At 73.2% G+C, this 24,160-nt stretch carries 22 protein-coding genes, 1 pseudogene and 1 riboswitch; of the genes and pseudogenes, 12 read left to right on the top strand and 11 right to left on the bottom strand.

The window, feature by feature from the left end; all coding sequences use genetic code 11:
- Positions 1 to 107 precede the first annotated feature (107 nt).
- The gene (locus BG482_RS24480) at positions 108 to 641 is read right to left on the bottom strand and encodes a hypothetical protein (RefSeq protein WP_069771272.1); all 534 of its coding nucleotides are present in this window, start codon (positions 639 to 641) and stop codon (positions 108 to 110) included.
- Between the two features lie 44 nt (positions 642 to 685).
- The gene (gene rsmH, locus BG482_RS24475; RefSeq protein WP_079142089.1) at positions 686 to 1,642 is read right to left on the bottom strand and encodes a 16S rRNA (cytosine(1402)-N(4))-methyltransferase RsmH; all 957 of its coding nucleotides are present in this window, start codon (positions 1,640 to 1,642) and stop codon (positions 686 to 688) included.
- 337 nt (positions 1,643 to 1,979) lie between these two features.
- On the opposite strand from rsmH, the gene BG482_RS24470 reads away from it, so the two are divergent.
- The 4 genes from BG482_RS24470 (at position 1,980) to BG482_RS24455 (ending at position 7,774) form a co-directional block, all read left to right on the top strand.
- Complete coding sequence (locus BG482_RS24470) at positions 1,980 to 2,525, top strand: carbonic anhydrase (protein ID WP_069771270.1); 546 nt, start codon at positions 1,980 to 1,982, stop codon at positions 2,523 to 2,525.
- A 292-nt stretch (positions 2,526 to 2,817) separates the two neighbouring features.
- Entirely contained in the window at positions 2,818 to 3,849 is a 1,032-nt protein-coding gene (locus BG482_RS24465; RefSeq protein WP_069771269.1) for a MoxR family ATPase, read from the top strand.
- Positions 3,849 to 5,276: a DUF58 domain-containing protein gene (locus BG482_RS24460; protein WP_256096465.1), complete on the top strand. Its 1,428-nt coding sequence runs from the start codon at positions 3,849 to 3,851 to the stop codon at positions 5,274 to 5,276. The genes BG482_RS24465 and BG482_RS24460 overlap by 1 nt, the downstream gene beginning before the upstream one ends.
- Positions 5,273 to 7,774 (top strand): DUF3488 and transglutaminase-like domain-containing protein, encoded by a 2,502-nt coding sequence (locus BG482_RS24455; protein WP_069771268.1) that lies wholly within the window; start codon positions 5,273 to 5,275, stop codon positions 7,772 to 7,774. Before BG482_RS24460 ends, BG482_RS24455 begins: the two co-directional genes overlap by 4 nt.
- Positions 7,775 to 7,900: 126 nt before the next feature.
- Here BG482_RS24455 and BG482_RS24450 read toward each other — a convergent pair whose 3' ends face one another.
- The 3 genes from BG482_RS24450 to BG482_RS24440 form a co-directional block, all read right to left on the bottom strand.
- Entirely contained in the window at positions 7,901 to 8,305 is a 405-nt protein-coding gene (locus tag BG482_RS24450) for a DUF3040 domain-containing protein (protein WP_069771267.1), read from the bottom strand.
- Between the two features lie 276 nt (positions 8,306 to 8,581).
- Positions 8,582 to 9,409 carry a methyltransferase gene (locus tag BG482_RS24445; RefSeq protein ID WP_069771266.1) on the bottom strand — a complete coding sequence of 276 codons (828 nt, stop codon included), beginning with the start codon at positions 9,407 to 9,409 and terminating at the stop codon, positions 8,582 to 8,584.
- 281 nt (positions 9,410 to 9,690) lie between these two features.
- Complete coding sequence (locus tag BG482_RS24440) at positions 9,691 to 10,254, bottom strand: SAV_6107 family HEPN domain-containing protein (RefSeq protein ID WP_069771265.1); 564 nt, start codon at positions 10,252 to 10,254, stop codon at positions 9,691 to 9,693.
- 175 nt (positions 10,255 to 10,429) lie between these two features.
- Between BG482_RS24440 and BG482_RS24435 the strand changes: the two genes are divergently transcribed.
- The 5 genes from BG482_RS24435 to BG482_RS24415 all read left to right on the top strand — a co-directional run bounded on the left by BG482_RS24435 (position 10,430) and on the right by BG482_RS24415 (position 16,674).
- The gene (locus BG482_RS24435; RefSeq protein WP_069771264.1) at positions 10,430 to 11,395 is read left to right on the top strand and encodes an ATP-binding cassette domain-containing protein; all 966 of its coding nucleotides are present in this window, start codon (positions 10,430 to 10,432) and stop codon (positions 11,393 to 11,395) included.
- Positions 11,367 to 13,451, top strand: coding sequence for a YhgE/Pip domain-containing protein (locus BG482_RS24430; protein ID WP_069771263.1), 2,085 nt, complete (start codon positions 11,367 to 11,369; stop codon positions 13,449 to 13,451). The genes BG482_RS24435 and BG482_RS24430 overlap by 29 nt, the downstream gene beginning before the upstream one ends.
- Positions 13,452 to 13,495: 44 nt before the next feature.
- A complete protein-coding gene (locus BG482_RS24425) occupies positions 13,496 to 14,122 on the top strand; it encodes a TetR/AcrR family transcriptional regulator (RefSeq protein WP_069771262.1) in 627 nt (208 codons plus the stop codon).
- A 423-nt stretch (positions 14,123 to 14,545) separates the two neighbouring features.
- The gene (locus BG482_RS24420) at positions 14,546 to 15,163 is read left to right on the top strand and encodes a DUF4126 domain-containing protein (RefSeq protein ID WP_069771261.1); all 618 of its coding nucleotides are present in this window, start codon (positions 14,546 to 14,548) and stop codon (positions 15,161 to 15,163) included.
- A 38-nt stretch (positions 15,164 to 15,201) separates the two neighbouring features.
- Entirely contained in the window at positions 15,202 to 16,674 is a 1,473-nt protein-coding gene (locus BG482_RS24415; protein WP_069771279.1) for an NAD(P)/FAD-dependent oxidoreductase, read from the top strand.
- A 56-nt stretch (positions 16,675 to 16,730) separates the two neighbouring features.
- Here the strand turns inward: BG482_RS24415 and BG482_RS24410 are convergent, their stop codons facing one another.
- The 6 genes and pseudogenes from BG482_RS24410 to BG482_RS24385 all read right to left on the bottom strand — a co-directional run.
- Entirely contained in the window at positions 16,731 to 17,735 is a 1,005-nt protein-coding gene (locus BG482_RS24410) for a hypothetical protein (protein ID WP_069771260.1), read from the bottom strand.
- A 56-nt stretch (positions 17,736 to 17,791) separates the two neighbouring features.
- A complete protein-coding gene (gene metF, locus BG482_RS24405; protein ID WP_069771259.1) occupies positions 17,792 to 18,715 on the bottom strand; it encodes a methylenetetrahydrofolate reductase [NAD(P)H] in 924 nt (307 codons plus the stop codon).
- 188 nt (positions 18,716 to 18,903) lie between these two features.
- Entirely contained in the window at positions 18,904 to 19,551 is a 648-nt protein-coding gene (gene thiE / locus BG482_RS24400) for a thiamine phosphate synthase (protein ID WP_069771258.1), read from the bottom strand.
- Between the two features lie 76 nt (positions 19,552 to 19,627).
- Entirely contained in the window at positions 19,628 to 19,993 is a 366-nt protein-coding gene (locus BG482_RS24395; protein ID WP_057580009.1) for an Rv2175c family DNA-binding protein, read from the bottom strand.
- A gap of 66 nt (positions 19,994 to 20,059) precedes the next feature.
- Positions 20,060 to 21,301, bottom strand: coding sequence for an FAD-dependent oxidoreductase (locus BG482_RS24390; RefSeq protein WP_079142083.1), 1,242 nt, complete (start codon positions 21,299 to 21,301; stop codon positions 20,060 to 20,062).
- Positions 21,302 to 21,408: 107 nt separating this feature from the next.
- A pseudogene (locus BG482_RS24385) lies at positions 21,409 to 21,741 on the bottom strand (hypothetical protein); the annotation flags it as partial.
- A 52-nt stretch (positions 21,742 to 21,793) separates the two neighbouring features.
- Positions 21,794 to 21,905, top strand: a riboswitch (TPP riboswitch).
- On the opposite strand from BG482_RS24385, the gene thiO reads away from it, so the two are divergent.
- The 3 genes from thiO to BG482_RS24370 all read left to right on the top strand — a co-directional run bounded on the left by thiO (position 21,903) and on the right by BG482_RS24370 (position 24,085).
- The gene (gene thiO, locus BG482_RS24380; protein ID WP_069771278.1) at positions 21,903 to 23,069 is read left to right on the top strand and encodes a glycine oxidase ThiO; all 1,167 of its coding nucleotides are present in this window, start codon (positions 21,903 to 21,905) and stop codon (positions 23,067 to 23,069) included. (Overlaps the previous riboswitch by 3 nt.)
- A gap of 17 nt (positions 23,070 to 23,086) precedes the next feature.
- Positions 23,087 to 23,287, top strand: coding sequence for a sulfur carrier protein ThiS (gene thiS / locus BG482_RS24375; protein ID WP_069771277.1), 201 nt, complete (start codon positions 23,087 to 23,089; stop codon positions 23,285 to 23,287).
- Between the two features lie 3 nt (positions 23,288 to 23,290).
- The gene (locus BG482_RS24370; RefSeq protein ID WP_069771255.1) at positions 23,291 to 24,085 is read left to right on the top strand and encodes a thiazole synthase; all 795 of its coding nucleotides are present in this window, start codon (positions 23,291 to 23,293) and stop codon (positions 24,083 to 24,085) included.
- Positions 24,086 to 24,160 lie beyond the last annotated feature (75 nt).

The raw sequence follows: 24,160 nt of genomic DNA, 5'->3' as shown, positions 1-24,160 counted from the left end.
GGCCGGGCGGCTGCCGGGGCCCGGGCGCCGCTGGGCGGACGCGGGGCGGGAGGGCCGGGCGGGGCCGGGCACCCGCCGGCGCGGCGGTTCCCTGTCGGACACTTCCGTCACCTGCCGGGGGTCTCGGGGGTGGTTGCGGTCGGGTCGGGGGCCGCGCTCCGCGCCGGGGAGCCGGGCGGGGTGTCGCTCGGGGCCGGCGACGGCGACGACCCGATCGTCTGGGAGAACATCAGGGCCTCGGGCGGCCGGACGGCGGGGGCCTCCTGCACGGACTGCTGCGCCGCGGCCGAGGGGACGCCCTTCACGGCGCCGTCGGGGTTCAGGAAGGCCGGGTCACCGCCCGGGACCATGCCCAGCTCGCGCGCGCGGCGCTGAAGGGCGTCCGGGGCGGAGTAGGAGTCGATGTCGCGCTGGAGCCCCTGCTCCTCGTCGGTGAGGCCCTTGGTGTCCCTGCGCAGGTCGTCCATCTTGAACGAGCCCTCGCTGAGCGCGGAGTTCAGCACGAGCAGTCCGATGAGACCGCCGCCGAGGAGAAGGACGACGAGGAGGACGAACGGGGTGCGGGCCGCCTGCCGCGGGCCTGCCGGGAAGAGCCGCGCGAGGCGGGCGGCCCTCCCTTTCAGTTCGGGTTTCCTGCTCACTCGCCCTCCCCCGGGTGGAACGCGCCACCCTCGGCTCACGCCCGTCATTCGATGGACTCCCTGATCCGCTCCGCCCCGCGCAGCCGCGCCGGGGCGGCGCGCCGGTTCTCGGCGATCTCTTCCTCGGTGGGAAGTTCGGCACCACGGGTGAGCAGCTTGAGCCGCGGCTGGTAGCGCTCGGGGACGACGGGCAGTCCGGGCGGGGCGGTGTTGGCGGCGCCTGCCGCCAACACCTGCTTGACCAGCCGGTCTTCGAGCGAGTGATACGACAGGACGGCGATCCGACCGCCCACGGCGAGCGTCTCGACGGCGGCCGGGATCGCCCGTTCCAGGACGGAGAGTTCGCCGTTGACCTCGATGCGCAGCGCCTGGAAGGTGCGCTTGGCGGGGTTGCCGCCGGTGCGCTTGGCGGCCTGCGGAAGCGCGTTGCGGATCAGTTCGACGAGCCGGGCGCTGTTGGTGAACGGCTCCTTGTCGCGCTCGCGCACGACGGCGGAGACGATCCGCTTGGCCTGCTTCTCCTCGCCGTACGCCCGCAGGATCCGCACGAGTTCGCCGGGCGGGTAGGTGTTGAGGACCTCGGCGGCGCTGACACCGGTCGTCTGGTCCATCCGCATGTCGAGCGGGGCGTCCTGGGCGTAGGCGAAGCCGCGGTCGGCCTCGTCCAGTTGCATGGAGGAGACGCCGAGGTCGAACAGGACGCCCTGCACGCGCGCGTGCCCGAGCCGCTCCAGCACCTCGGGGAGCTCGTCGTAGACGGCGTGCACGAGGGTGGCGCGGTCGCCGAAGGGGGCGAGGCGCTCGCCGGACAGGCGCAGGGCCTCCTTGTCGCGGTCGAGGGCGACGAGCCGCACCTCGGGGAACTGCGCCAGCAGCGCCTCGCTGTGGCCGCCGAGGCCGAGCGTGCAGTCGACGACCACCGCTCCGGGTTCCTGGAGGGCGGGGGCCAACAGGTCCAGGCACCGCTGGAGCATCACCGGGACATGTCGACTGTGACTCAAGGGGCCCTCTCAGATCCGGCGGGTGGTACGCACCGCCGGGTCCCCGCCCCCTCGTGAAGGGAAGGCCCTCCGGCGCCGCGGGGAGATCTCCGGCGGCCGGGCCGGGGTCTCTCGGGGTTCAGTCCAGCAGGGAGATCGTCGCCTCCCGCTTCGCGTCACTTTAGTCCACGGGGTCGCGCGGTCAATCAACCGGCCTGCACGGCGCGGCCCAGGGGCACGCACCTCCTCCGCGCAGCCTCCGGGCAGCTGTGTCGTACCTCACAAAGAGGGCGTGATGACGCTCTTTTTCCCTACCCACAGCGAGACCGGAATGCCCGTGACCAGTACCGTCATGAGTATGACGACTTCCGCATCCGTACCCGTCGAATCCGAAGGCGCCATACACGGTGGCGCTGTGACCGACCGCCTGGTGGAGGCGAACGAGCGGTATGCCGCGGCGTTCGCCGACCCCGGCATGGACGCCCGCCCCGTTCTGGAGGTCGCGGTCGTGGCCTGCATGGACGCCCGCCTCGACCTGCACGCGGCACTCGGCCTGAAGCTCGGCGACTGCCACACGATCCGTAACGCGGGCGGTGTGGTCACCGACGACGTGATCCGCTCGCTCACCATCAGCCAGCGGAAGCTGGGGACGCGCAGCGTCGTCCTGATCCATCACACCGGCTGCGGCCTGGAGTCGATCACCGAGGACTTCCGCACCGAGCTGGAGATGGAGGTCGGCCAGCGTCCGGCCTGGGCGGTGGAGGCCTTCCGCGACGTCGACCAGGACGTCCGCCAGTCGATGCAGCGGGTGCGCACCTCGCCGTTCCTGCTGCACACCGACGACGTGCGCGGGTTCGTGTTCGACGTGCGGACGGGTTCGCTGCGCGAGATCGCCCCCGCGTAACCTCCTCCCCGGCCCCGCACAGTCCGCTGCCGTTGCCCGTGTGACCGTTCACGGGCACGGTCGTTCCCTGTCGTTCCGCTGTCGATTCGGGCCCCTCGGGCACCCGAATCCCCATATCACCGACATATCGAGGACAGTTGTCCACAGGCGAGTGACACGAATCGGTAACGGCAGCAAGAATGCGAGGGTGACGCCACGCTGAGCACTTCTGGAGCGGCGTCCGTGATTCGGGGTGGGCCGGTTTGCCGCACAGTGCGTCGGCCCGGAGAAAGTTTGGGCCGAGGAGGGCCGGGTGACGACCTATGACGAGCGAGCGAGCCTCACAGATCTGACCGCCACTGTGGAGCGTGTCCGCAGTTCGGTGGAGGGAGTGATCGAGGGCAAGCCCGAGGTCGTACGGCTTTCGCTGACCGTGCTCCTCGCCGAGGGGCATCTGCTGATCGAGGACGTACCGGGCGTCGGCAAGACGATGCTGGCGAAGGCGCTGGCCAAGTCCATCGACTGTTCGGTACGCCGGATCCAGTTCACCCCCGACCTGCTGCCCTCGGACATCACGGGTGTGTCCATCTGGGACCAGCAGCGCCGGGACTTCGAGTTCAAGCCGGGCGCGATCTTCTCGCAGATCGTCATCGGCGACGAGATCAACCGCGCCTCGCCCAAGACCCAGTCGGCGCTGCTGGAGTCGCTGGAGGAGCGCCAGGTCACCATCGACGGGCAGACGTACGAGCTGCCCAGTCCGTTCATGGTGGTCGCGACGCAGAACCCGGTCGAGATGGAGGGCACCTACCCGCTCCCCGAGGCCCAGCGCGACCGCTTCATGGCCCGGGTCTCGATCGGTTATCCGAGCCCCGAGGCCGAGCTGCAGATGCTCGACGTGCACGGCGGGGTCAACCCCCTGGACGACCTCCAGCCGGTCGCCCACGCCCACGAGATCGTGAAGCTCATCGACGCCGTGCGCGGTGTCCATGTCGCCGACGCGGTGCGGCGCTACGCGGTCGACCTGGTGACCGCCACGCGCACCCACCCGGACCTCAGACTCGGGGCCTCCCCGCGCGCGACGCTGCACCTGGTGCGCGCGGCCAGGGCGACCGCGGCCCTGAGCGGCCGGGACTACGCCCTGCCGGACGACGTGCAGAACCTCGCCGTGGCCGTCCTGGCCCACCGGCTGCTGCCCACCGCGCAGGCCCAGCTCAACCGGCGCACGGCGGAGCAGGTCGTCGAGGAGATCATCCAGCGCACCCCGGTGCCCGCCACCCCGCAGCAGCACGGGTACGGGCTGGGGCACGGCCCACAGGCCTACGGCCAGCAGTCGCGGAGGCTGTGATGGCCGCCGGGGGATCCGGACAGCCGTCGGCCGGCCAGGGCAGGAAGGGCGACAAGGGCGACAAGGGCGACAAGGGCGACAAGGGCGACAAGGGCGACAAGGGCAGCGTGCGCACGGCGCTGGCCGGTCTGACCACCCGAGGGCGGTCCTTCCTGGCCGCCGGCATCGCGGCCGCCGTCTGCGCCTACGTGCTCGGCCAGCCCGACCTGCTCCGGGTCGGGCTGCTGCTGGCCGCACTGCCGCTGATCTGCGCGGCCGTCGTCTACCGCACCCGCTACCGGGTCGCCGGCAGCCGCAGGCTCTCCCCCGCCCGCGTGCCCGCCGGCAGCGAGGCTCGCGTCCATCTGCGGATGGACAACGTCTCGCGGCTGCCCACCGGCCTGCTGATGCTCCAGGACCGGGTGCCGTACGTGCTCGGCCCGCGCCCGCGCTTCGTCCTGGACCGGGTCGAGGCGGGCGGCCGACGCGAGGTGTCCTACCGGGTCCGCTCCGACCTGCGAGGCCGCTACCCGCTGGGCCCGCTCCAGCTGCGGTTGAACGACCCGTTCGGGATGTGCGAGCTCACCCGCTCTTTCTCCACCCACGACACGCTGACGGTCATACCGCGCGTGGAGCCGCTGCCCCCGGTCCGGCTGAGCGGCGAGGCCAAGGGGTACGGCGAGGGCCGGCAGCGCTCGCTGGCACTGGCCGGCGAGGACGACGTCATCCCGCGCGCCTACCGCTACGGCGACGACCTGCGCCGCGTGCACTGGCGCCTGACCGCCCGCTACGGCGAGCTGATGGTGCGCCGCGAGGAGCAGCCCCAGCGGTCGCGCTGCACGGTGCTGCTCGACACCCGGGGCCTGGCCTACCAGGGCGCGGGCCCCGACTCGGCCTTCGAGTGGGCCGTCTCCGGCGCCGCGTCCGTGCTGGTGCACATGCTGGAGCGGGGCTTCTCCGTGCGGCTGCTGACCGACACCGGCAACTCGGTGCCCGGCGAGGGGGCCGACGGGTTCGCCGGAGCGAACCAGGAGTCCGCCGACGCGGCGGGACTGATGATGGACACCCTCGCCGTGGTGGACCACTCCGACGGCACGAGCCTGTCCCGGGCGTACGACGTGCTGCGCGGCGGCAACGAGGGCCTGCTGGTGGCGTTCCTCGGCGATCTCGACGAGGAAGAGGCGGCGGTGGCCGCGAAGATGCGCCAGCGCAGCGGAGGCGCGGTCGCCTTCCTGCTGGACGGCGACCACTGGGTGCGTGAACCGAACGGCGTCCCCGATCCGATGAGCAGGCAGGAGGAGCGGCTGCGGATGCTGCGCGAGGCGGGCTGGACGGCCCTGAGCGTGCCGCGGGGCGCTTCGCTGAACGAGCTGTGGCGCCAGGCGGACCGCGACCGGGCGGGCGTGATGACGGCGGGCGCGGCGAGCAGTGGGGAGGGGTGGTCATGAGCGGGCGTGCTCGGCTGACGCTGTGCTCGGCGGCGGCCACGCTGATGGCGTCGTGCGCCCTGCTGCCCCTGGTGGACCCGGCGACCTGGCTGGTGCAGGCGGCGTTCATGCTGGCGATCCAGTCGGGAGCGGGCGCCGCGGCCCGCCGGGTCCCGCTGGCCCGGCCGCTGACCGTAGCGGTGCAGGCGCTGGTCACCCTGGTGATGCTGACCCTGGTCTTCGCCCGCGGGCACGCGCTCGTCGGTCTGATCCCCGGCCCGGAGGCCTTCCGCCACTTCGGGGATCTGCTCCAGGCCGGCGCCGACGACGTGGGGCGGTACGCGATCCCGGCCCCGCTGTCCGACGGCATCCGGCTGATGGTGATCGGCGCGGTGCTGGTGATCGGCCTGGCGGTCGACACCCTCGCGGTGACGTTCCGCAACGCGGCTCCGGCCGGTCTGCCTCTGCTGGCGCTGTACTCGGTCGCCGCGGGCCTGTCCGACGGGGCGGCCGACTGGCTGTGGTTCCTGTTCGCCGCGGCCGGTTATCTGCTCCTGCTGCTCGCCGAGGGCCGGGAGCGGCTCTCGCAGTGGGGGCGCGTGTTCGGCGGGTCCGGGCGCGGCCCGGGCGGACAGCCCGGCCCGGTCGCCCCGGTGCGCACCGGCCGGCGCATCGGGATGGCCGCGCTGGGCGTCGCCCTCGTGGTGCCGCTGCTGCCGCTGCCGGCGATACAGGGCGGCCTGCTCGGGGCGACCGGCGCCGGCGTGGGCGCGGGCAACGGCGGCGGAGGCACGATCTCCGCGGTGAACCCGCTGGTGTCGCTGCGTGACAGCCTGAACGTGGACGAGGACCAGACGGTCCTGACGTTGCGCACCAACACCACCGACATCTCCGACATGTATCTGCGGATCGTCTCGCTGGACGACTTCGACGGCACGACGTGGAGGCCGGCCAAGCGCCACATCGTCGCCGTGCCCGACGACTTCCCCTCGCCCACCGGGCTGGGTCCCGACGTCAAGCGCACGGAGATCACCACCCGGATCGCGGCCGCCGACGGTTACGCCCAGGACTGGCTCCCGATGCCCTACCCGCCCAGCGGCGTGCAGATCAAGGGCAACTGGCGGTACGAGCCGGTCGGCATGACCCTGGTCGGCGACCACGGCCAGAACACCAGCGGCAAGACGTACCAGGTGAAGAGCCTGGACGTGCAGCCGACGGCGGAGCAGCTGGCGGCGGCGCAGGACGCCCCGGACTCGATCCGCCGCGACTACACCAGGGTCCCGGACTCCCTGCCGTCGGTGGTGACCCAGCAGGCCCGGGAGATCACCAAGGGCGCCGCGAACGACTATGAGAAGGCGGTCAAGCTCCAGGACTACTTCGCGGTGACGGGCGGCTTCGAGTACGACACCCAGGTCGAGGTCGGCAGCGGCCCGAACGCGATCGCCCGCTTCCTGCGGGACAAGCAGGGCTTCTGCGTGCACTTCTCGTTCGCGATGGCGGCGATGGCCCGCACCCTGGGCATACCGGCGCGGGTCGCCGTGGGCTTCGCGCCGGGCTCTCCGCAGGCGGACGGTTCGGTGGCGGTGGGCCTGAAGGACGCGCACGCCTGGCCGGAGCTGTATTTCGAGGGTGTGGGCTGGACCCGGTTCGAGCCGACCCCGACCCGTGGCACCACGCCCACGTACACCGTGCCGGACTCCCCGGGCGCGGCCCTCCCCTCGGCGCCGCAGGCCTCGGCCTCGGCGGACGCCGCGCCGTCGAACGCGCCCTCGGCGAGCGCCGGCTGCTCGGCCCGGGAGAAGAAGCTCGACGACTGCGCCGGGGCGTTGCCGGTGGGCCGGTCGGGAGACGGCGGCGTCGGCACCCCCTGGTACCAGATCGCCACCTGGACGCTGCTGGGAGGCGCGGTGCTCGTCCTGCCGATGCTGCCGATGTTGTGGCGGCTGAGGCGGCGTTCGGCACGGCTGGCGTCCGCCCAGCACTCCGCGGCGGCCGCCGGCGCTCCCCCGGGCCGGCGCGACAAGGCGGGCGCGGGCGGTGAGGCCGCGAACGGGGCCGAGCCGGCCGTCCTGCTGGACGAGCCCGAGGGGGAGGCCGGAGCGGCCGCCGTCGGGCACGTCCTGGCGGTGTGGCGCGAGCTCACCGACACGGCCTGGGACTTCGGCATCGAGCCGGACGAGGCGCTGACCCCCCGGCGGGCGGCGGCGCGGATCGTCCGGATCGGAGGGCTGGACGAGTCGGCGGACCGTTCGGTGCACCGGGTCGCGGGCGCGGTGGAGCAGGTGCTGTACGCCCCGGAGCCGAGGGCGGAGGCGGGGCTGGCCGACGAGGTCCGCACGGTGCGGGCGGCACTGCAGGAGAAGGCCGACTGGACCGCGCGGGTGCGGGCCGTCGTGGCCCCGCGCTCGGCCGTCCGCGCCCTCTGGGACCTCGCGGACCGCTGGACGGCCCTGAGGACGTCCTGGACGGCCCGGCTGACGGCGCTGGTGCGCCGGCCGTCCGGCCAGCAGAGCGGCTGATCAGCGGGGTCGGCTGATCAGCCGGGGGCTGGGAGGCCGGGGAACCGGGGGACAGCGGAAAATGGTTGAGGGGGTGACCACCCGGCCGGGTGGTCACCCCCTCAACCATGTCCGTGTTCGGCGGTGTCAGCGACCGCCCTGTTCGTCACGGCGGCGCTGCCAGCGCTGCTCGATCCGGTCCATCATCGAGCGCTTCTGCCTGACCTGACCGCGTGTCGGCGGGGTTCCTGTGGCTCCCGCCGCGGGCTGTTCACCGGGCTTGGGGGCTTTGCGCCAGCCGGTGACGGCCAGCACCGCGCAGCCCAGCATCACGAGGAAGCCGACCACGCTCAGCCACACCTGCTTGGCGACCATACCGGCCATGAGGAGCGCGATTCCCACGAGGAAGCCCGCGACCGCCTGGTAGACCCGACGCCGGGTGTACGTACGCAGCCCGCTTCCCTCGAGCGCCGACGCGAACTTGGGATCTTCGGCGTACAGCGCTCGCTCCATCTGCTCGAGCATGCGCTGCTCGTGCTCCGAGAGCGGCACGGAGTCCTCCTCATCGTGCAGTCGCCGGGGCGACCCGGGGGGTCCCTTCAGGATAGGCGGGGAATCGCCCCCGTGAAACCCGCCCCTCTACGCCAATTGGCCAACCGACGCCCGTCATGGACGTCCCGGCTCGCTGAGGATTCCATTCCCCGGCAGCCGGCCCGTCATGCCGGGCGGTCTCCCTCGATCATACGGCGCACGGCGGCCGAACGGGGGGCCTGTGGCGTACTCCATGCGCTGCCAAGCCCCTGATCAGCGGTACGTCCCGGGAGGCGCTCAGCTCTCCGCGGCCCCCCGTGCCTCACCCAGCACATGCAGCTGGGTGGCGACGGCATGGAAGGCGGGGAGTTCGGCGGCGGCCTCCTCCAGCTTCAGCAGGGCTTCCAGCGCTCCGGGCTCGGTGTCCACGAGGACGCCGGGCACGAGGTCGGCGAAGACGCGCACACCGTGCACGGCCCCCACCACGAGGCCCGTGCTCTCGACGAGCTCGGTGAGCTGCTCGGCGGTGAAGCGCCGCGGCACGGGGTCGCCCTCGCCCCAGCGGCCGTCGGGTGCGGTGAGCGCCTGCCGGGCCTCCTTGAAGTGGCCCGCCAGGGCGCGCGCGAGCACCGCGCCGCCGAGGCCGGCGGCGAGGAGGCTGAGGACGCCCTCGGCACGCAGCGCGGCGACCGCGTTGCGGACGCCGCCGGCCGGGTCGTCGACGTACTCCAGGACGCCGTGGCACAGCACTGCGTCGTAGCCGCCGCGCTCGACCACGTCGAAGAGGCCGTGGACATCGCCCTGGACGCCCCTCACCCGGTCGGCCACGCCCGCCTCGGCGGTGCGTCGCTCCAGGGCGAACAGCGCGTTGGGGCTGGGGTCGACGACCGTGACCCGGTGACCGAGGAGAGCCACGGGCACCGCGAAGTTGCCGCTGCCGCCCCCGGTGTCGAGCACGTCCAGCGACTCACGGCCGGTCGCCTTGACCCGGCGTTCGAGGGCGTCGCGCAGAACCTCCCAGACCACGGCGGTACGCAGCGAGGCCCGGGACCGGGAGGGGCCTGAGCGTGACGGCGTCGGCTGAGGGCCGGGGTGGGAGACGGGCGGGCGCATCGGGTCCGACACGGCAGTTGACTCCTCGGCGCGGCACCGCCTCTTGCGCGGCGGAGCGAACGGGCTGCCTCCCCGAGCTGGTCCGGACCGGCGCGCGGGCGGACGGACGGAGGGAAGGCTTCAGGCGCCTTCCACCCTATTGCCTCCGGCGTCCTGCCGGTCACGCGACCGGCCTGCGCCGCCTCGGCCGGTCACGGACGCGTACCCCGGCGGCACAGCGCATCGGCGGACCTCGCCGAAAGGCCGGCCCGGCGGGCCCGGCCGACGGACGTGAGCAGGGACGCGGGACCATGTCAGCCCGCGTCCGGGAGGTCGCGGCCCGCTCCCCGGCCGCCCGGGTCGCCCTCGTCCTGACGCGGCTGCGGCAGGACCGGCTGGAGCACCAGCATCCGCTCGACGAGACGCAGGAACATCGCCACGTCGCGTATCAGGTCGTCGGCGTCCCGGCGGTTGGCCGCGCCCTGGATACCGGCCTCGGCCCGGGCGCGGCGCCGGGCTCCGGAGGCGAACAGCGCGCTCCACTCGGTGAGTTCGGGCGCTATCTCGGGAAGCACCTCCCAGGCGCTGCGGATACGGGCCCGGCGGCGGGGCGAGGGCTCCGGGCGGCCCCGGGCGGCGAGCACGGCGGCCGCGGTGCGCAGAGCTGCCAGATGAGCTGTGGCGTAGCGCTCGTTGGGGGTTTCGAGGACGGCCGCCTCGTCCAGCCCGGCGCGGGCCTGGGCGAGCAGGTCGAGGGCGGCGGGCGGGGCCGTGGTGCGGCGCAGCACGGGGTGCACATCGCTCGCGGGGCCGGTCAGTGAGGGGGCAGGGCCGGTGGCGCGGCGCCGTTGTGCGGCGGCTGCGTGGTAGGTGGCCATGACGAACCTCCTGTCGTCGTGTGACGGCACGTCCGATACGGGCTGCCGTATGCCCCCATCGTGCGGTATGCCACTGACAATCCGTTCCGACCTGGGCTTTTGCTTCGATCGAAGGTTCGGGCTAGTTTTTGCACTGACCAGTCAGTTCAAAAACAGTGGATCCAGGGGGGAACCAGTGGACGGAGTCGGTGTCACAGCCGACGGCCTCGGTCTCCGAGGCCCTCGCGGCTGGGCGTTCCGCGACGTCGCCGTCGATGCGGAGCCCGGCTCGCTGATCGCGATCGAAGGGCCCTCGGGCTCCGGTCGCACGAGCCTGCTGCTCGCCCTCACCGGGCGGATGAAGGCCACCGAGGGGACGGCGACCGTGGGCGGGGCACGGCTGCCCAAGCAACTGGCGGCCGTGCGTCGCATCGCCGCACTCGCGCACGTACCCGGTGTGACCGATCTCGAACCTGCCCTGACCGTGGAGGAGCATCTGCGCGAACGGGCGCTGCTGCAGCGGCGGTTCGGCGGCTCCCTGCGCGACCTGGTGCGGCCGCGCGCGGACCGGGCGGCCGAGGCGGAGCACCGGATCGACGCCGCGCTCGCCGCCGCCGGACTCGACCGCGAGGCCCTGCCCAAGGGCTCGCGGACGGCCGTGCGCGACCTGGAGCGGATCGAGGCGCTGCGGCTGTCGGTGGCGTTGGCGCTCATCGGACGGCCCCGGCTGCTCGGCGTCGACGACGTCGACCTGAAGCTGACGCAGGCCGAACGGGCGGAGGTCTGGGCACTGCTCGGGTCACTCGCCGAGGCGGGGACGACGGTCCTGGCGGTGTGCGCCGAGGCTCCCCAGGGGGCCGTCACGGTCACCACCGGCGCGGACGCCGTTCCGAGCGGCGACCGGCCGGCCGGCCCGGAGGGCGACCGGCGAGCGGGCCCGCAGGGCGAAGCCGGAGGCGGGAAGGAAGCCGGACCGCGCGACGGTGCGGAACCCGCCCCTCAGGACGAACAGGAAGCCGGACCGGACGCGGGACCGCACGCCGCGCCGGAAACCGCGCCGGAAACCGCACCGGAAGCCGGCCCGGAATCCGACCCGGAATCCGACCCGGAGGAAGAGGAAGAGGAGGAGCCCGATGCGTTCGCCGAGACTCGCCGCGCTTGAGCTCAGGCGCTTCGGCCGGGGCAGGCTCCCGCGGGCCGCCCTCGTCGCGCTCCTGCTGCTGCCCCTGCTGTACGGCGCCCTGTACCTGTGGTCCTTCTGGGACCCCTACGGCCGGCTCGACCGCATCCCGGTGGCGCTGGTCAACGACGACCGGGGGGCGACCGCCGGGGGCAAGAAGATCACCGCCGGGGACGACATCACCGAGAACCTGCGGGACAGCAAGGTCTTCGACTGGCACGAGGTGAGCTCCGCCGAGGCACGCGCGGGCGTGGAGGACGGCAGGTACTACCTGTCGCTCACCATGCCGGCCGACTTCAGCCGGCGGATCGCCTCCAGCTCGGGCGACGCCCCCGAGACGAGCGCCCTCCAGGTGCGCACGAACGACGCGAACAACTACATCGTCGGGCAGATCTCGCGCACGGTCTTCAGCGAGGTGCGCAGGGCCGCGTCCACGAAGGCCTCGCGGACCTTCCTGGACAAGATCTTCGTCTCGTTCTCCGACATCCACGGCGCGACGGCGAAGGCCGCCGACGGCGCCGACGACCTCAACGGCGGCATCGGGAAGGCCGAGCAGGGCTCCAAGGACCTCGCGGACGGTCTGGGCGACGCCAAGGACGGCAGCGGCAAGCTGGTGAAGGGGCTGAAGAAGCTCGACACGGGCGCCGACAGTCTCCAGGACGGGTCCCAGAAGGTCGCGGACGGCACCCAGAAGCTCGCCGACAAGGTCAACGGGGTGGCCGACGCCCTCGGGCCGTTCGTCAAGACCCATGAGAAGACCATCGGTGACACCGCCCGACTGGTCGCGGACTCCTCGAAGGTGATCCACGACAACCTGGAAACCCTGGTGAAGGCCGCCCCGGTGGCCGCCACCGGCGCCCACACGGCCTCGGACACGCTCGCCGCCGTGTACGAGGCGCGCTGTGAGACGCCGGTGCTGCCCGATCCCGCGTGCGCCGATCTGAAGAAGGCCAAGGACGCGGCCGCCGACGTGGCGAAGGTCGCCGACGACGTCAACACCCTCGTCGCCGACCAGGACGGCGACCTGAAGACGCTCCGCACGAACCTCACCACCCTGCAGAAGCAGGCGCAGTCCCTCGCCGAGGACGCCCCGCATCTGTCCGAGGACCTCGACGACGCCGTGGCCAAGGTCAACGCGCTGAACACCGGGGCCGCGAAGGTCGCCAAGGGCGCCAAGAAGATCAACACCGCGCTCGGCACGGCCAAGGCGGGCTCCGAGAACCTGGACGCGGGCGTCGGCAAACTGGAGACGGGCGCCCAGGACCTCAACGGCGGCATGTTCAAGCTGTCCGACGGATCCGGCAAGCTCGCCGACGGCCTGCACGACGGCGCCGGACGGATCCCCGACTACGACGCCCGGGAGCGCGACGCGCGCACCGCCGTCATGGCCGACCCGGTCCAGCTCGCCTCCCACGACCAGCACAAGGCCCCCAACTACGGCACCGGTTTCGCCCCGTACTTCATCCCGTTGTCGCTGTGGGTGGGCGCGATGGTGGCGTACATGCTGATCGCGCCCATGAACCGGCGCGCGCTCGCCGCCGGCGCCCCGGCGTGGCGGATCGCGCTGGCGGGCTGGCTGCCGGTGGTCGCGGTCGGAGTGCTGCAGACGACGGCGCTGATGGCCGTGCTGCACTGGGCGATCGGCCTGGAGATGGTCCGGGCGGCCGGCACCGTGGGCTTCCTGTTCCTGGTCGCGGCATGCTTCGCGGCTCTCGTGCAGTGGCTGAACGCACGCTTCGGAGCGGCGGGCCGGATCCTCGTCCTGGCGCTGCTGATGCTGCAGCTGACGTCCGCAGGCGGCACCTATCCGGTGCAGACCAGCCCCGGGTTCTTCAACGCCGTCCACCCGTACCTGCCGATGAGTTACGTCGTCGAGGCGCTCAGGAGGCTCATCAGCGGCGGTGGTCTGGGGCCGGTGTGGCAGGCCTGCGCGGTGCTCGCCGCGTTCACCGCGGGCGCCCTGGCGCTGACCGCCCTGTCGGCGCACCGCCGCCAGGTGTGGACCCTGGACCGACTGCACCCGGAGCTGAGCCTGTGACGATCGGGCGTGAGGGGGGCCGCGTTGCTGTGACAATCAGGACCATGGAAAGCAGCACCGCCCCGGGCGGCCGCACCCGCCGCGAGGCCACCCGGCAGAAGCTCTACGAGGCGGCCGTCACCCTCATCGCCGAGCAGGGCTTCTCCGCCACCACCGTGGACGAGATCGCCGAACGCGCCGGCGTGGCCAAGGGCACGGTCTACTACAACTTCGCGAGCAAGTCGGTCCTCTTCGAGGAGCTGCTACGGCACGGCGTGGGCCTGCTCACCGCCTCGCTGCGGGAGGCGGCCGAGGACACGGCGCGAAAAGGCGGAAGCAAGGTCGACGCACTGGACGCGATGATCCGCGCCGGCCTGGTCTTCATCGACCGCTACCCGTCCTTCACGCAGCTGTACGTGGCCGAGCTGTGGCGCACCAACCGGGCCTGGCAGTCCACGCTCATGGTCGTGCGGCAGGAGGCGGTGGCCGTCGTCGAGGGAGTGCTGCGCGAGGGCGTGGACAACGGCGAGTTCAGCGCCGAGATCGACGTGCAGCTGACCGCGGCCGCGCTCGTCGGCATGGTGCTGGTGGCCGCCCTGGACTGGCAGGCCTTCCAGCCCGAGCGGTCCCTGGACGACGTCCACTCCGCGCTGTCCCGGCTGTTGCAGGGGCGGGTGAGCGGTCGCCGCTAGCGCGACGCCGCGCGTGGGCGCCCTCACGGGCCGCCCGCGCGCGGGCACGCGGAAGCGCCGGTCCGTGACGGCCACGTCCCCCGTGGGCCGTCCCGGACCGGCGCTTCCGCGTGCTCCCCGTTCCCCCCGTTCCCCCCGTTCCCCCCGTCGTTCCCCCGTGCGGTCGTTCCCCCGGGGCTCCCCCCGTGTCTCGCTCCCGCCGGGCCTGTCGGCCGGCGGAAGGAGCGGATCGAGGGCCGCTCCGTTCCGGCGCCCCGTGTCGCCGGTACCGGAGCCGCGCCCCTTCTCCGTGCCTCCACTCTCCCGTCCGCGCAGGTCGCGCCCCATCCGCGCGCGTACTCAACTCCTCCCATGAGTACGGGTACTCAGGCCTGCGCGCTCATCCCCAGGACGCCGGGCCGCCCACTGGTTACGATCGCGTCCGTGTCCGTACTCCCTCTCGTGTTCACCAGCGGCTGGGCCAGCGGCGTCAACGCCTATGCGGTGGTGCTCCTGCTCGGCGTCTTCGGCGCGACCGGCGTGAGCGACGACGTCCCGCAGACGTTGCAGCGCCCCGAGGTGCTCGCCGTCGCGGCGGTCCTGTTCCTGTGCGAGGCCGTCGCCGACAAGATCCCGTACGTGGACTCGGCGTGGGACATGGCGCACACCGTGGTGCGGCCGGTGGCCGGCGCCTGGGTCGGCGCGCTGCTCGCCGGGCAGAGCGGTTCGCTCTCCGACGCGGCCGCGGCGGCTCTCGGCGGTTCGACGGCGCTGGCCAGCCATGCCGTGAAGGCGGGCGCCCGGATGGCGGTCAACACCTCCCCGGAGCCGTTCAGCAACATCGTCGTGAGCCTGGCGGAGGATCTCGGGGTCGCCGGGATCGTCACGTTCGCGGTCTTCCACCCGGTGGCGGCATCGGTCGTCGCGGGGGCCCTGCTGCTGACCGGGCTGCTGGCCCTGTACTTCCTCGTCTCGCGGATCCGCAGGTTCCTGCGGCGCAGGGCGCAACGGCGCGAGGAACGCCGGCTCGGCGCGCCCCCGTGGCCGCCGCCCCCGGCCTGATCACGTCACTGTCGGTGGCGGCCGATACAGTCACGGGCATGGCAGGGATTGCGGTGATCGGCGCCGGGATGGGCGCGCTGACGGCGGCCGCCCGGCTGGCCGTGGCGGGCCACCGGGTGACGGTGTACGAGCGGACGCAGACGTACGGCGGAGCGGTGCGCCGCTTCGAGCGGGACGGGTTCGTGTTCGACACCGGTCCGACGCTGCTCCCGCTGCCCGCCGTCTACCGCGACCTGTTCGTCAAGACCGGCAAGGAGCCGCTGGAGTCCTGCGTCGAGCTGGTCCAGGTCGACCCGTCCGCACGGCACGTGTTCGCGGACGGAGCCGAGGTGTCCCTGCCGAACGCCTCACGCGCGGGCGTCGTCTCCGCGCTGGACGAAGCGCTCGGCGCGCGGGCCGGGCAGCGCTGGGGCGACTTCCTGGTGCGCGCCCGCGAGGCCTGGGACCGCACCCGGCGCCCGCTCCTGGAGGAGCCGCTGTGGCCGAACTGGTCGGTCCTCGCCGACCGCGAGCCCTATCCGGCGGTCCCCCACAGGCGTCTGCTGCGCGCCCGTCAGGCGGCCACCCTGGCCGAGGTCGGCGCCTGGGAGCTGCGTGATCCCCGGCTCGCCGCGCTGCTGGAGGGCCACGCGCTCGCGTACGGCCTGGATCCCCGGGCCACCCCGGCGAGCGCGGCCGTCCTGCCCTACATGGAGCATGCCTTCGGCACGTGGTACGTGCGCGGGGGGCTGCGGGAGCTGGCCCGCGCGGTGTACGAGCGCTGTCTGGCCCGCCGGGTCGAGTTCGTCTTCGGCGCCGAGGTCGCGCGGATCCTGGACAAGGACGGCCGCGCGGCGGGCGTCGAGCTGGCCGACGGCACGGTGGCGGAGGCGGACTTCGTTCTGGCGCCCGGCGGCTTCGGGGGCCTTGCCGCCCGGGGCGAGGGCGAGGTCGCGACTCAGCGGGGGCTGTCCAGCCGGCTGACCGTGCTGCTGGCGCTGCGCGGTCCCCGGCCGCAGGGCGTGGCGCACCGGACGGTGGTGCACGCGCCGGACCGGGAGGCGGAGTTGGAGAGCCTCTTCGGTGCGACCCCGTCCGTGCCGGCCCGGCCGACGGTCACCGTGCTGCGCCCCGACGACGGCCGGCTGACGCCCGACGGCGACCATGAGGCGGTCACGCTGAGTGCCGTCGTCCCCGTCGGCGTGCAGGCGTCCGACGCGAGCGTGGAGGCGTTGCTCGCCGTCGCCGAGCGTGCTGTGCCCGGGCTGCGCGAGCGCGTCCTGTGGCACGAGGTGCGCACCCCTGCCGACATCGCGCGGGAGACCGGCGCCATGGGCGGGGCCGTCCCCGCGCCCGCGCTGGCCGCGGCCGGGGGGCGACTGCTGCATCCCGCCAACTCCACCGCTCTGCAAGGCCTGTTCACCGTCGGCGGCTGGTCGCACCCGGGCGGCGGTCTGCCGCACGCGGGCATGTCGGGCACGCTGGTGTCCGGACTGATCGTGGAGGGGCCGGAGTTCCGCGGCTCACGGTGAGGCCGTGACGGCCGGTCGGGCGCGGAAGGGGACGGACGCCGGGACGAACGCGGCCGTCAGAACCGATACTGCTCGTCGTATCCGTTGCCCTGGCCGGGCTGTTGCCCGTCGCCCTGGTACGGGTACTGCTGCTCGGGCGGGAGTTCGCCGCCCAGCGCGTCGTCGGTGTTGCGCTGCTGCGGGACCCAGACCCCTCCGGCCGGGGTCTCCCCGTAGCCGCCCGTGCCGTACTGATCCTGCCCATAGCCCTGTTGCCCGTACTGCTGCTGGCCGTAGCCGGCGTCGTAGGAGCCGCCGCCGTAGGTCTGGGTGCCGATGTACGGGTCGGAGTAGGCGGCGTACTGCTGCTCGCCCGTGGCGTCGTAGCCGTACTGCTGCTGGTGGTACCCGGCGTAGGTGTCGTAGCCGTAGTTCTGGTCCGCGCCCTGGGCGGCCGTGGCGTACTGGTCCTGGGGCTGTCCCTGGGACTGGCCCTGGCCGTTCGCGCCCGTGTACGCGGTGTCGCTGTATATGCCGTAGGAGCCGGTGTCGTCGGGCAGGGGCTGCGGCTCGTAGACCGAGGCGGCCCCGGCGGCCGTCGGGTCGAAGGAGCGGGATGCGGGGGTGAAGACGTCGTCGCGGTCGAAGTCGTCGTCTCCGTAGGCGTTCTTGTCCTGGCCGCCGAAGGCGACGTCGTCGCCGTGGGGCGCGCCGGAGTCGAAGCCCGCCTCGGTCGGCTCCGGACCCGAGACCTCGAGGGCCGGGTCCTGTCGCTCGGCCTTGCCGCGGCGACGCTTGGTGACGGGGGCGTCGTCGCCCTCCGTGTCCGTGCGGCGGACGGCCCAGCCCTCCGCGAAGCCGCGGCGGAACGACAGGGTGACGTAGGTCTGGCCGACCGCGAAGGCCGCCGCGCCCAGGGCGATGACGACGACCGACGGGATCAGGACGCCGAGGACGACGCCGAGGAAACCGACGAAGGCCAGCAGCCGCCAGCGCAGCCGGGCCTTGTACTGCAGCAGAACCTCGCCGAGCAGCCACAGCGCGACGACGCCGAATGCGATGTAGAGGACCGTCCAGCCCATGTACGCCCCTCTCCCAGTGGCCGCTACGCAGTGTGTCGTATCCGGGTGCGACCGGTCTAGGCCTGCGGGGGATGGTGCAGGCCCAGGTTCTCGTGGATTTCCAGCGTCGCCGTGGAGTTGTTGAGCGTGATGAAGTGCAGTCCGGGCACTCCCTCGGCCAGCAGCCGAGCGCAGAACTCCGTGGCGAAGTCGATGCCAATGGAGCGTACAGCGACCGGATCGTCTTTGGCTGTGAGGATCCGCTCTTTCAGGGCGGCCGGGAAGCGGGCGTTGCTGAGCTTGGGCAGGCGTTCCAGCATCTTCACACTCGTCACCGGAAGGACCTCCGGGATGACCGGAGTCACACAGCCGGCCGCGGCGACCCGGTCGCGCAGCCGCAGATAGGACTCGGGCTCGAAGAACATCTGCGTGATGGCGTAGTCGGCGCCGGCCCGGCACTTGTCGACGAAGTGCGACACGTCCAGGTCCCACTCGTCGGAGCGCGGGTGCATCTCGGGGAAGGCGGCGACGCCCACGCAGAAGTCGCCGGACTCCTTGATGAGCCGGACGAGTTCGGCGGCGTACGTGAGGCCCTGGGGGTGCGGCACCCAGGGACCCATCGGGTCGCCGGGCGGGTCACCGCGCACGGCCAGCATGTTGCGGATGCCGGCGTCGGCGTACTGGCCGATGATGTTGCGCAGCTCGGCGACGGAGTGGTCCACGGCGGTGAGGTGCGCGACCGGCGTCAGAGTGGTGTCGACGACGATCTGCTGGGTCTCCTTGACCGTGGTGGCACGGGTGGACCCGCCGGCGCCGTAGGTCACCGAGACGAAGTCGGGGGCGACCGCCTCGACCCTGCGCAGGGCGTCCCACAGGCTCCGCTCACCCTTCGGCGTCTTCGGCGCGTAGAACTCGAACGAGTACGTCGTCTTGCCGGTCGCCAGGATGTCGCGCACGGTGCGCGCGCGGTCCGTCCTGGTGGATGCGGTTCCTAGGGCCATACCGGCAGGTTAGCCAGGGGTGGGCGGTCACCCAACCGGATGCGGGAAATTTGCCCGGATTGTCGGGTTGTTGTCCACCCCTTGGACAATCGTACGAGGACGGCACGGTCGCAGACCCAGGGCGGCCGGCAGACCGGTGGACCGGGCAGCCGGGAGACCGATGGACCGGGCGCCGGGACGGGGCCGGGCTACCCCTCGCTGAGCCGCTTGGCGAACTCCGCCGCCGCGGCGCCCGGATCGTCCGCCTGTGTGATCGCCCGGACCACGACGACCCGGCGGGCGCCCGCCGCCAGCACCTCGTCGAGGTTGCCGAGGTCGATGCCGCCGATGGCGAACCAGGGGCGGTCGACGCCGAGGGACGCCGTGTGACGCACCAGGTCGAGGCCGGGCGCGTGGCGGCCGGGCTTGGTGGGGGTGGGCCAGCACGGACCGGTGCAGAAGTAGTCCACGCCCTCCTGGACGGCGGCGGCCTCCGCCTCCGCCGCCGAGTGCGTGGAGCGGCCCACGAGGACGCGGTCGCCCAGGATCGCGCGGGCGGCGGGGACGGGCAGGTCGCCCTGACCGAGATGGAGCACGTCGGCCCCGGCTGCGTGGGCCACGTCCGCGCGGTCGTTGACCGCGAGCAGTTTGCCGTGCCGGGCGCAGGCGTCCGCGAACACCCTCAGGTGCTCCAGCTCCTCGGCCGCCTCCATGCCCTTGTCCCGCAGCTGGACGATGTCGACGCCGCCCGCGAGGACGGCGTCGAGGAACTCCGGGAGGTCGCCCTGGCGGGTACGGGCGTCCGTGCACAGGTACAGCCGTGCGGCGGACAGGGACGGACGGGCGGTGTCGGGCATACGAGGTCCCCCAGGGTGGTGGCGCACGGGGGCCGGGTGCGCCCCCGTACGCCGGGTGTCGATTCGAATCCGCAGGTCAGACGGCGAGCGCCTGGGCGCGGCGCTTCACCTCCGTGCCGCGGTTCTCACTCAGGGCCTGGGCCGGCGTGCCGGGCAGGCTCGGGTCCGGGGTGAAGAGCCACTCCAGCATCTCTTCGTCCTTGAAGCCGTCGTCCCGCAGCAGGGTCAGGGTCCCGACCAGGCCCTTCACCACCTTGTCCCCGTCGATGAAGGCGGCGGGGACGTGCAGCGCGCGGTTCTCACCACGGCGCACGGCGATGAGCTGGCCGTCCTTGATCAGCTGTCGGACGCGGATCACGTCCACATCGAGCATCTCCGCGATGTCGGGCACGGTGAGCCAGGCGGGGACGAGAGCATCGGTCTTTGCGTCAATCTCGGTCACGGGAACAAGCCTGCCATCTGCCACTGACACTCGGAAGCCGGGCCGGTCCGACCGGGCCGCCCGGGCTCAGGCGGTCGCGGCCTTCAGCGGCCTCGCCGGGTCCGCGAGGAGCCGTGGGTTCATGGCCGTGCCCGCCTCGATCAGCCGTCTGCCCTGGGCGAGATCGCGGGGCCGTCCCACGGCCAGCAGAGCGATCAGACGGTCCTCGCGCAGCCAGCAGACCGTCCATGCCGGCCCGGAGGGGTCGCCGCGCCACACGGTGCTGTCCGCGTCCGCGTGGTGTCCGGCGTACTGGACGAAGCGGCCGAACTGCTCGGACCAGAAGTACGGGACGGGGTCGTAGACGGCCGCGGGTTCGTCCGTCGCCGCGCCGACGATGTTCGCCGCGACCGTGCGCGGCCCCTGGAGCGCGTTGTCCCAGTGGTGGACGAGCAGCCGCTCGCCGTACCGGCCGGACGGGAAGGAGGCGCAGTCGCCGACCGCGTACACGTCCGGCCGGGAGGTGCGCAGAGCGGCGTCGGCCACGATCTCGCCGTGCGCGCCGAGCTCGATGCCGGAGCCGGCCAGCCAGGCGGTGGCGGGGCGGGCGCCGATGCCGACCACGACGGCGTCGGCGGGCAGCCGCGAGCCGTCGTCGAGGACCACCGCGCCGGGCTCGACGCGCTCCACCCGGGCGCGGGTGCGCAGAGCGATGCCGCTGTCGGCGTACCAGGCGGCCATCGGAGCGGCGACCTCGGCGGGAAGCGCGCCCGCCAGCGGCCGGTCGGCGGCCTCGACGACGGTGACCTCGCAGCCGGCCTCGCGCGCGGCCGTGGCGAACTCCGCGCCGATCCAGCCCGCGCCGACGACCACCACGTCGTGCCGGCCGGCGAGCACCGGCCGCAGGCGTTCGGCGTCGTCCAGGGTGCGCAGCAGGTGCACGCCGGGCACGCCCTCAGCGCCGGGCAGCCGGATCGGCTCGGCGCCGGTGGCGAGGACGAGCACGTCGTACGGGACGGGTCCGCGCTCGGTGTCGAGCTCGTGGTCGGCCGGTCGCAGGCCGAGGACCTCGCGGCCGAGTTCCAGCTCGATGCCGAGGCTGTCGAAGTCGACGTCCAGGGCGGATCCCTCGGCCTTGCCGAGCAGCACGGCCTTGGACAGCGGCGGTCGGTCGTAGGGCTGATGGGGTTCGGCGCCTATCAGCGTCACCCGGCCGTCGAAGCCCTGTTCGCGCAGGGCCACCGCGGTCTGCACCCCGGCCATGCCCGCGCCGACGATCACCACGCGGCGCCCGCCCGGCCTGCCTTCTTCCTGCCTCTGCTCGCTCACCTGATCACCTTAGACAACTGACGATCAGTCAGTCAGCCGTCGTGCTCCGTGACCTGCTCCACACCGTCCGTGCCGTGCACAGCGTCCGTGCCGTCCGTTCCGTCCGGGAGCTGCTCCACGACGCTCGTACCGCTGCCGGGCTGCGACTCCCACTCCCAGCTCTCGTCGAGGCGCACCCGACCGTCGGACAGGTCGACGACCGTGGACACGCAGTGCCCCGAGGACGTCGTCCCGTCGTGCTTGAGCTGGACGTACCGGAAGTCGAGCCGGTCTCCCTCCCGGGTACCCAGCAGATGCCCTCGTACGACGTCGCCGCCCGAGTAGTCGGCCCAGATCACCCCGTCCCGCTCGTGGTACGCGAAGCGGGTGCGGACGCCCACCTGTCCGGGCGCCTGGTCGGCTACGGGGGCTAGGACGAGGCCGTCCAGTGACCGGGCCATGCGCGGAGGCTCCCTTACTGGGGTGTGCGGCGGCGGGCTAGGGTGGCCACCGTAGAGCACTCGCGGGAGCCCGGACGCACCGGGCTGAGAGGGAGGCTGGCGGCCTCCGACCGTACGAACCTGATCCGGGTCATGCCGGCGAAGGGAGGGGCTGGACGCCCATGTCGTCTCCGCGTACGTCAGACGTCCTCGTCATCGGGGGCGGGATCATCGGGCTGGTCACGGCCTGGCGGGCCGCGCAGCGCGGCCTGGCCACGGCGGTGGTGGACCCGGACCCGGGCGGCGGGGCCGCCCGGGTCGCCGCCGGGATGCTGGCCGCCGTCACGGAACTGCATCACGGCGAACAGACGCTGCTCGGCCTCAATCTGGCCTCGGCCCGGCGCTACCCGGACTTCGCGGCCGAGCTCACGGAACTGACCGGGCAGGACCTCGGTTACCGACGGTGCGGCACGCTGGCGGTGGCGCTGGACGCCGACGACCGGGCCCATCTGCGTGAACTGCACGCGCTGCAGCGGCAGTCGGGGCTGGAGTCGGAATGGCTGTCCGGGCGGGAGTGCCGGCGTCTGGAACCGATGCTCGCGCCGGGGGTGCGCGGCGGGCTCCGGGTGGACGGCGACCACCAGGTCGACCCACGGCGGCTGGCACGGGCCCTGGTGAGCGCGTGCGAGCGGGCGGGCGTGGTCTTCCGCCGGGCCTGGGCGGAGCGGCTGACCGTGCTGGGCGAGCGGGCCGCGGGAGTCGTCACCCGAGAGGGAACGACGCTGGCGGCGGGGCAGGTGGTGCTCGCCGGCGGCAGCCTGAGCGGGCGGCTCGCGGGGGTCCCGCAGGACGTGGTGCCGCCCGTGCGGCCCGTCAAGGGACAGGTGCTGCGGCTGACCGTGCCGCAGCGGTACGCGCCCTTCCTGAGCCGCACCGTGCGGGCCGTGGTGCGCGGCAGCGAGGTCTACCTGGTGCCGCGGGAGAACGGCGAGCTGGTGGTCGGCGCGACCAGCGAGGAGCTGGGCTGGGACACGACGGTGACCGCGGGGGGCGTGTACGAGCTGCTGCGCGACGCCCATGAGCTGGTCCCCGGGATCACCGAGCTGCCGCTCACCGAGACGCGCGCGGGGCTGCGTCCCGCGTCCCCGGACAACGCGCCGCTGCTCGGTCCGACCGGGCTGGCGGGGCTGTCGCTGGCGACCGGGCACTACCGCAACGGCGTGCTCCTGACGCCGGTGACCGGCGACGCGATGGCACAGGTCCTGGCCACCGGGGAGCTCCCCGACGAGGCCCGTCCCTTCACACCGCGGCGCTTCGGCGTCGCCGCACTCTCGGAGCAGCCCGCATGAGCACCCTGAGCACCCGCCTGAACGTCTCGGTCAACGGCGAGCGGCGGGAGTTCGCTCCCGGCACCGCTCTCGACAGCGTCGTGCGGTCCCTGACGCCGGCGCCCTCCGGGGTGGCCGCCGCGCTCAACGAGACCGTCGTGCCGCGTGCGCAGTGGCCCTCCACCCCTCTGCGCGACGGCGACCGCGTGGAAGTCCTCACCGCGGTCCAGGGGGGTTGAGCCATGGCCGACGATTCCTTCGTCCTCGGGGGCGTGACCTTCTCCTCGCGGCTGATCATGGGCACGGGGGGCGCCCCCAGCCTGGACGTGCTGGAACGGGCGCTGGTCGCGTCCGGGACCGAGCTGACGACGGTCGCGATGCGCCGGGTGGACCCCTCGGTGCACGGCTCGGTGCTGTCCGTGCTGGAGCGGCTGGGCATCCGGGTGCTGCCCAACACGGCGGGATGCTTCACGGCCGGCGAGGCCGTGCTGACGGCCCGGCTGGCCAGGGAGGCGCTCGGGACGGATCTGGTCAAGCTGGAGGTCATCGCCGACGAGCGGACGCTGCTGCCGGATCCCGTCGAGCTGCTGGACGCGGCGGAGACGCTGGTGGACGACGGTTTCACGGTGCTGCCCTACACCAACGACGATCCCGTGCTGGCGCGCAGACTGGAGGACGTCGGATGCGCCGCGGTCATGCCGCTGGGGTCCCCGATCGGCTCCGGCCTGGGCATCCGCAACCCGCACAACTTCCAGCTGATCGTGGAGCACGCGCGCGTGCCGGTGATCCTGGACGCGGGGGCGGGCACGGCGTCGGACGTGGCGCTGGCGATGGAGCTGGGGTGCGCGGGGGTGATGCTGGCGTCGGCGGTGACCCGGGCGCAGGACCCCGAACGGATGGCGTCCGCCATGCGGGCCGGCGTCGAGGCGGGCCGGCTGGCCCGGCTGGCGGGCCGCATCCCGCGCCGCTGGTTCGCGCAGGCCTCGTCCCCCGTCGCGGGCCTGGCCGCGCTGGACCCTGAGCGTCCGGCGTTCTGACCCGCGCGCGTGACGTCCGTGTCCCGCGACACGCGTCACAGGTCGGCTGCAGTAGGGCTGCGATCCCGGCGGGAC

Source organism: Streptomyces sp. LUP30 (assembly GCF_001746365.1).
Lineage (GTDB): Bacteria > Actinomycetota > Actinomycetes > Streptomycetales > Streptomycetaceae > Streptomyces.
The sequence above is the reverse complement of the archived record's forward strand: the minus strand, read 5'-3'. Positions and strand labels throughout refer to the sequence as shown.

Bases quoted from the DNA above. Each gene is read 5' to 3' on its own strand.
- BG482_RS24470 (WP_069771270.1), top strand. From the start codon at position 1,980: ATGACGACTTCCGCATCCGTACCCGTCGAATCCGAAGGCGCCATACAC.
- BG482_RS24460 (WP_256096465.1), top strand. From the start codon at position 3,849: ATGGCCGCCGGGGGATCCGGACAGCCGTCGGCCGGCCAGGGCAGGAAG.
- BG482_RS24455 (WP_069771268.1), top strand. From the start codon at position 5,273: ATGAGCGGGCGTGCTCGGCTGACGCTGTGCTCGGCGGCGGCCACGCTG.
- BG482_RS24440 (WP_069771265.1), bottom strand. From the start codon at position 10,254: ATGGCCACCTACCACGCAGCCGCCGCACAACGGCGCCGCGCCACCGGC.
- BG482_RS24430 (WP_069771263.1), top strand. From the start codon at position 11,367: ATGCGTTCGCCGAGACTCGCCGCGCTTGAGCTCAGGCGCTTCGGCCGG.
- BG482_RS24425 (WP_069771262.1), top strand. From the start codon at position 13,496: ATGGAAAGCAGCACCGCCCCGGGCGGCCGCACCCGCCGCGAGGCCACC.
- BG482_RS24415 (WP_069771279.1), top strand. From the start codon at position 15,202: ATGGCAGGGATTGCGGTGATCGGCGCCGGGATGGGCGCGCTGACGGCG.
- BG482_RS24410 (WP_069771260.1), bottom strand. From the start codon at position 17,735: ATGGGCTGGACGGTCCTCTACATCGCATTCGGCGTCGTCGCGCTGTGG.
- metF (WP_069771259.1), bottom strand. From the start codon at position 18,715: ATGGCCCTAGGAACCGCATCCACCAGGACGGACCGCGCGCGCACCGTG.
- thiE (WP_069771258.1), bottom strand. From the start codon at position 19,551: ATGCCCGACACCGCCCGTCCGTCCCTGTCCGCCGCACGGCTGTACCTG.
- thiO (WP_069771278.1), top strand. From the start codon at position 21,903: ATGTCGTCTCCGCGTACGTCAGACGTCCTCGTCATCGGGGGCGGGATC.
- BG482_RS24370 (WP_069771255.1), top strand. From the start codon at position 23,291: ATGGCCGACGATTCCTTCGTCCTCGGGGGCGTGACCTTCTCCTCGCGG.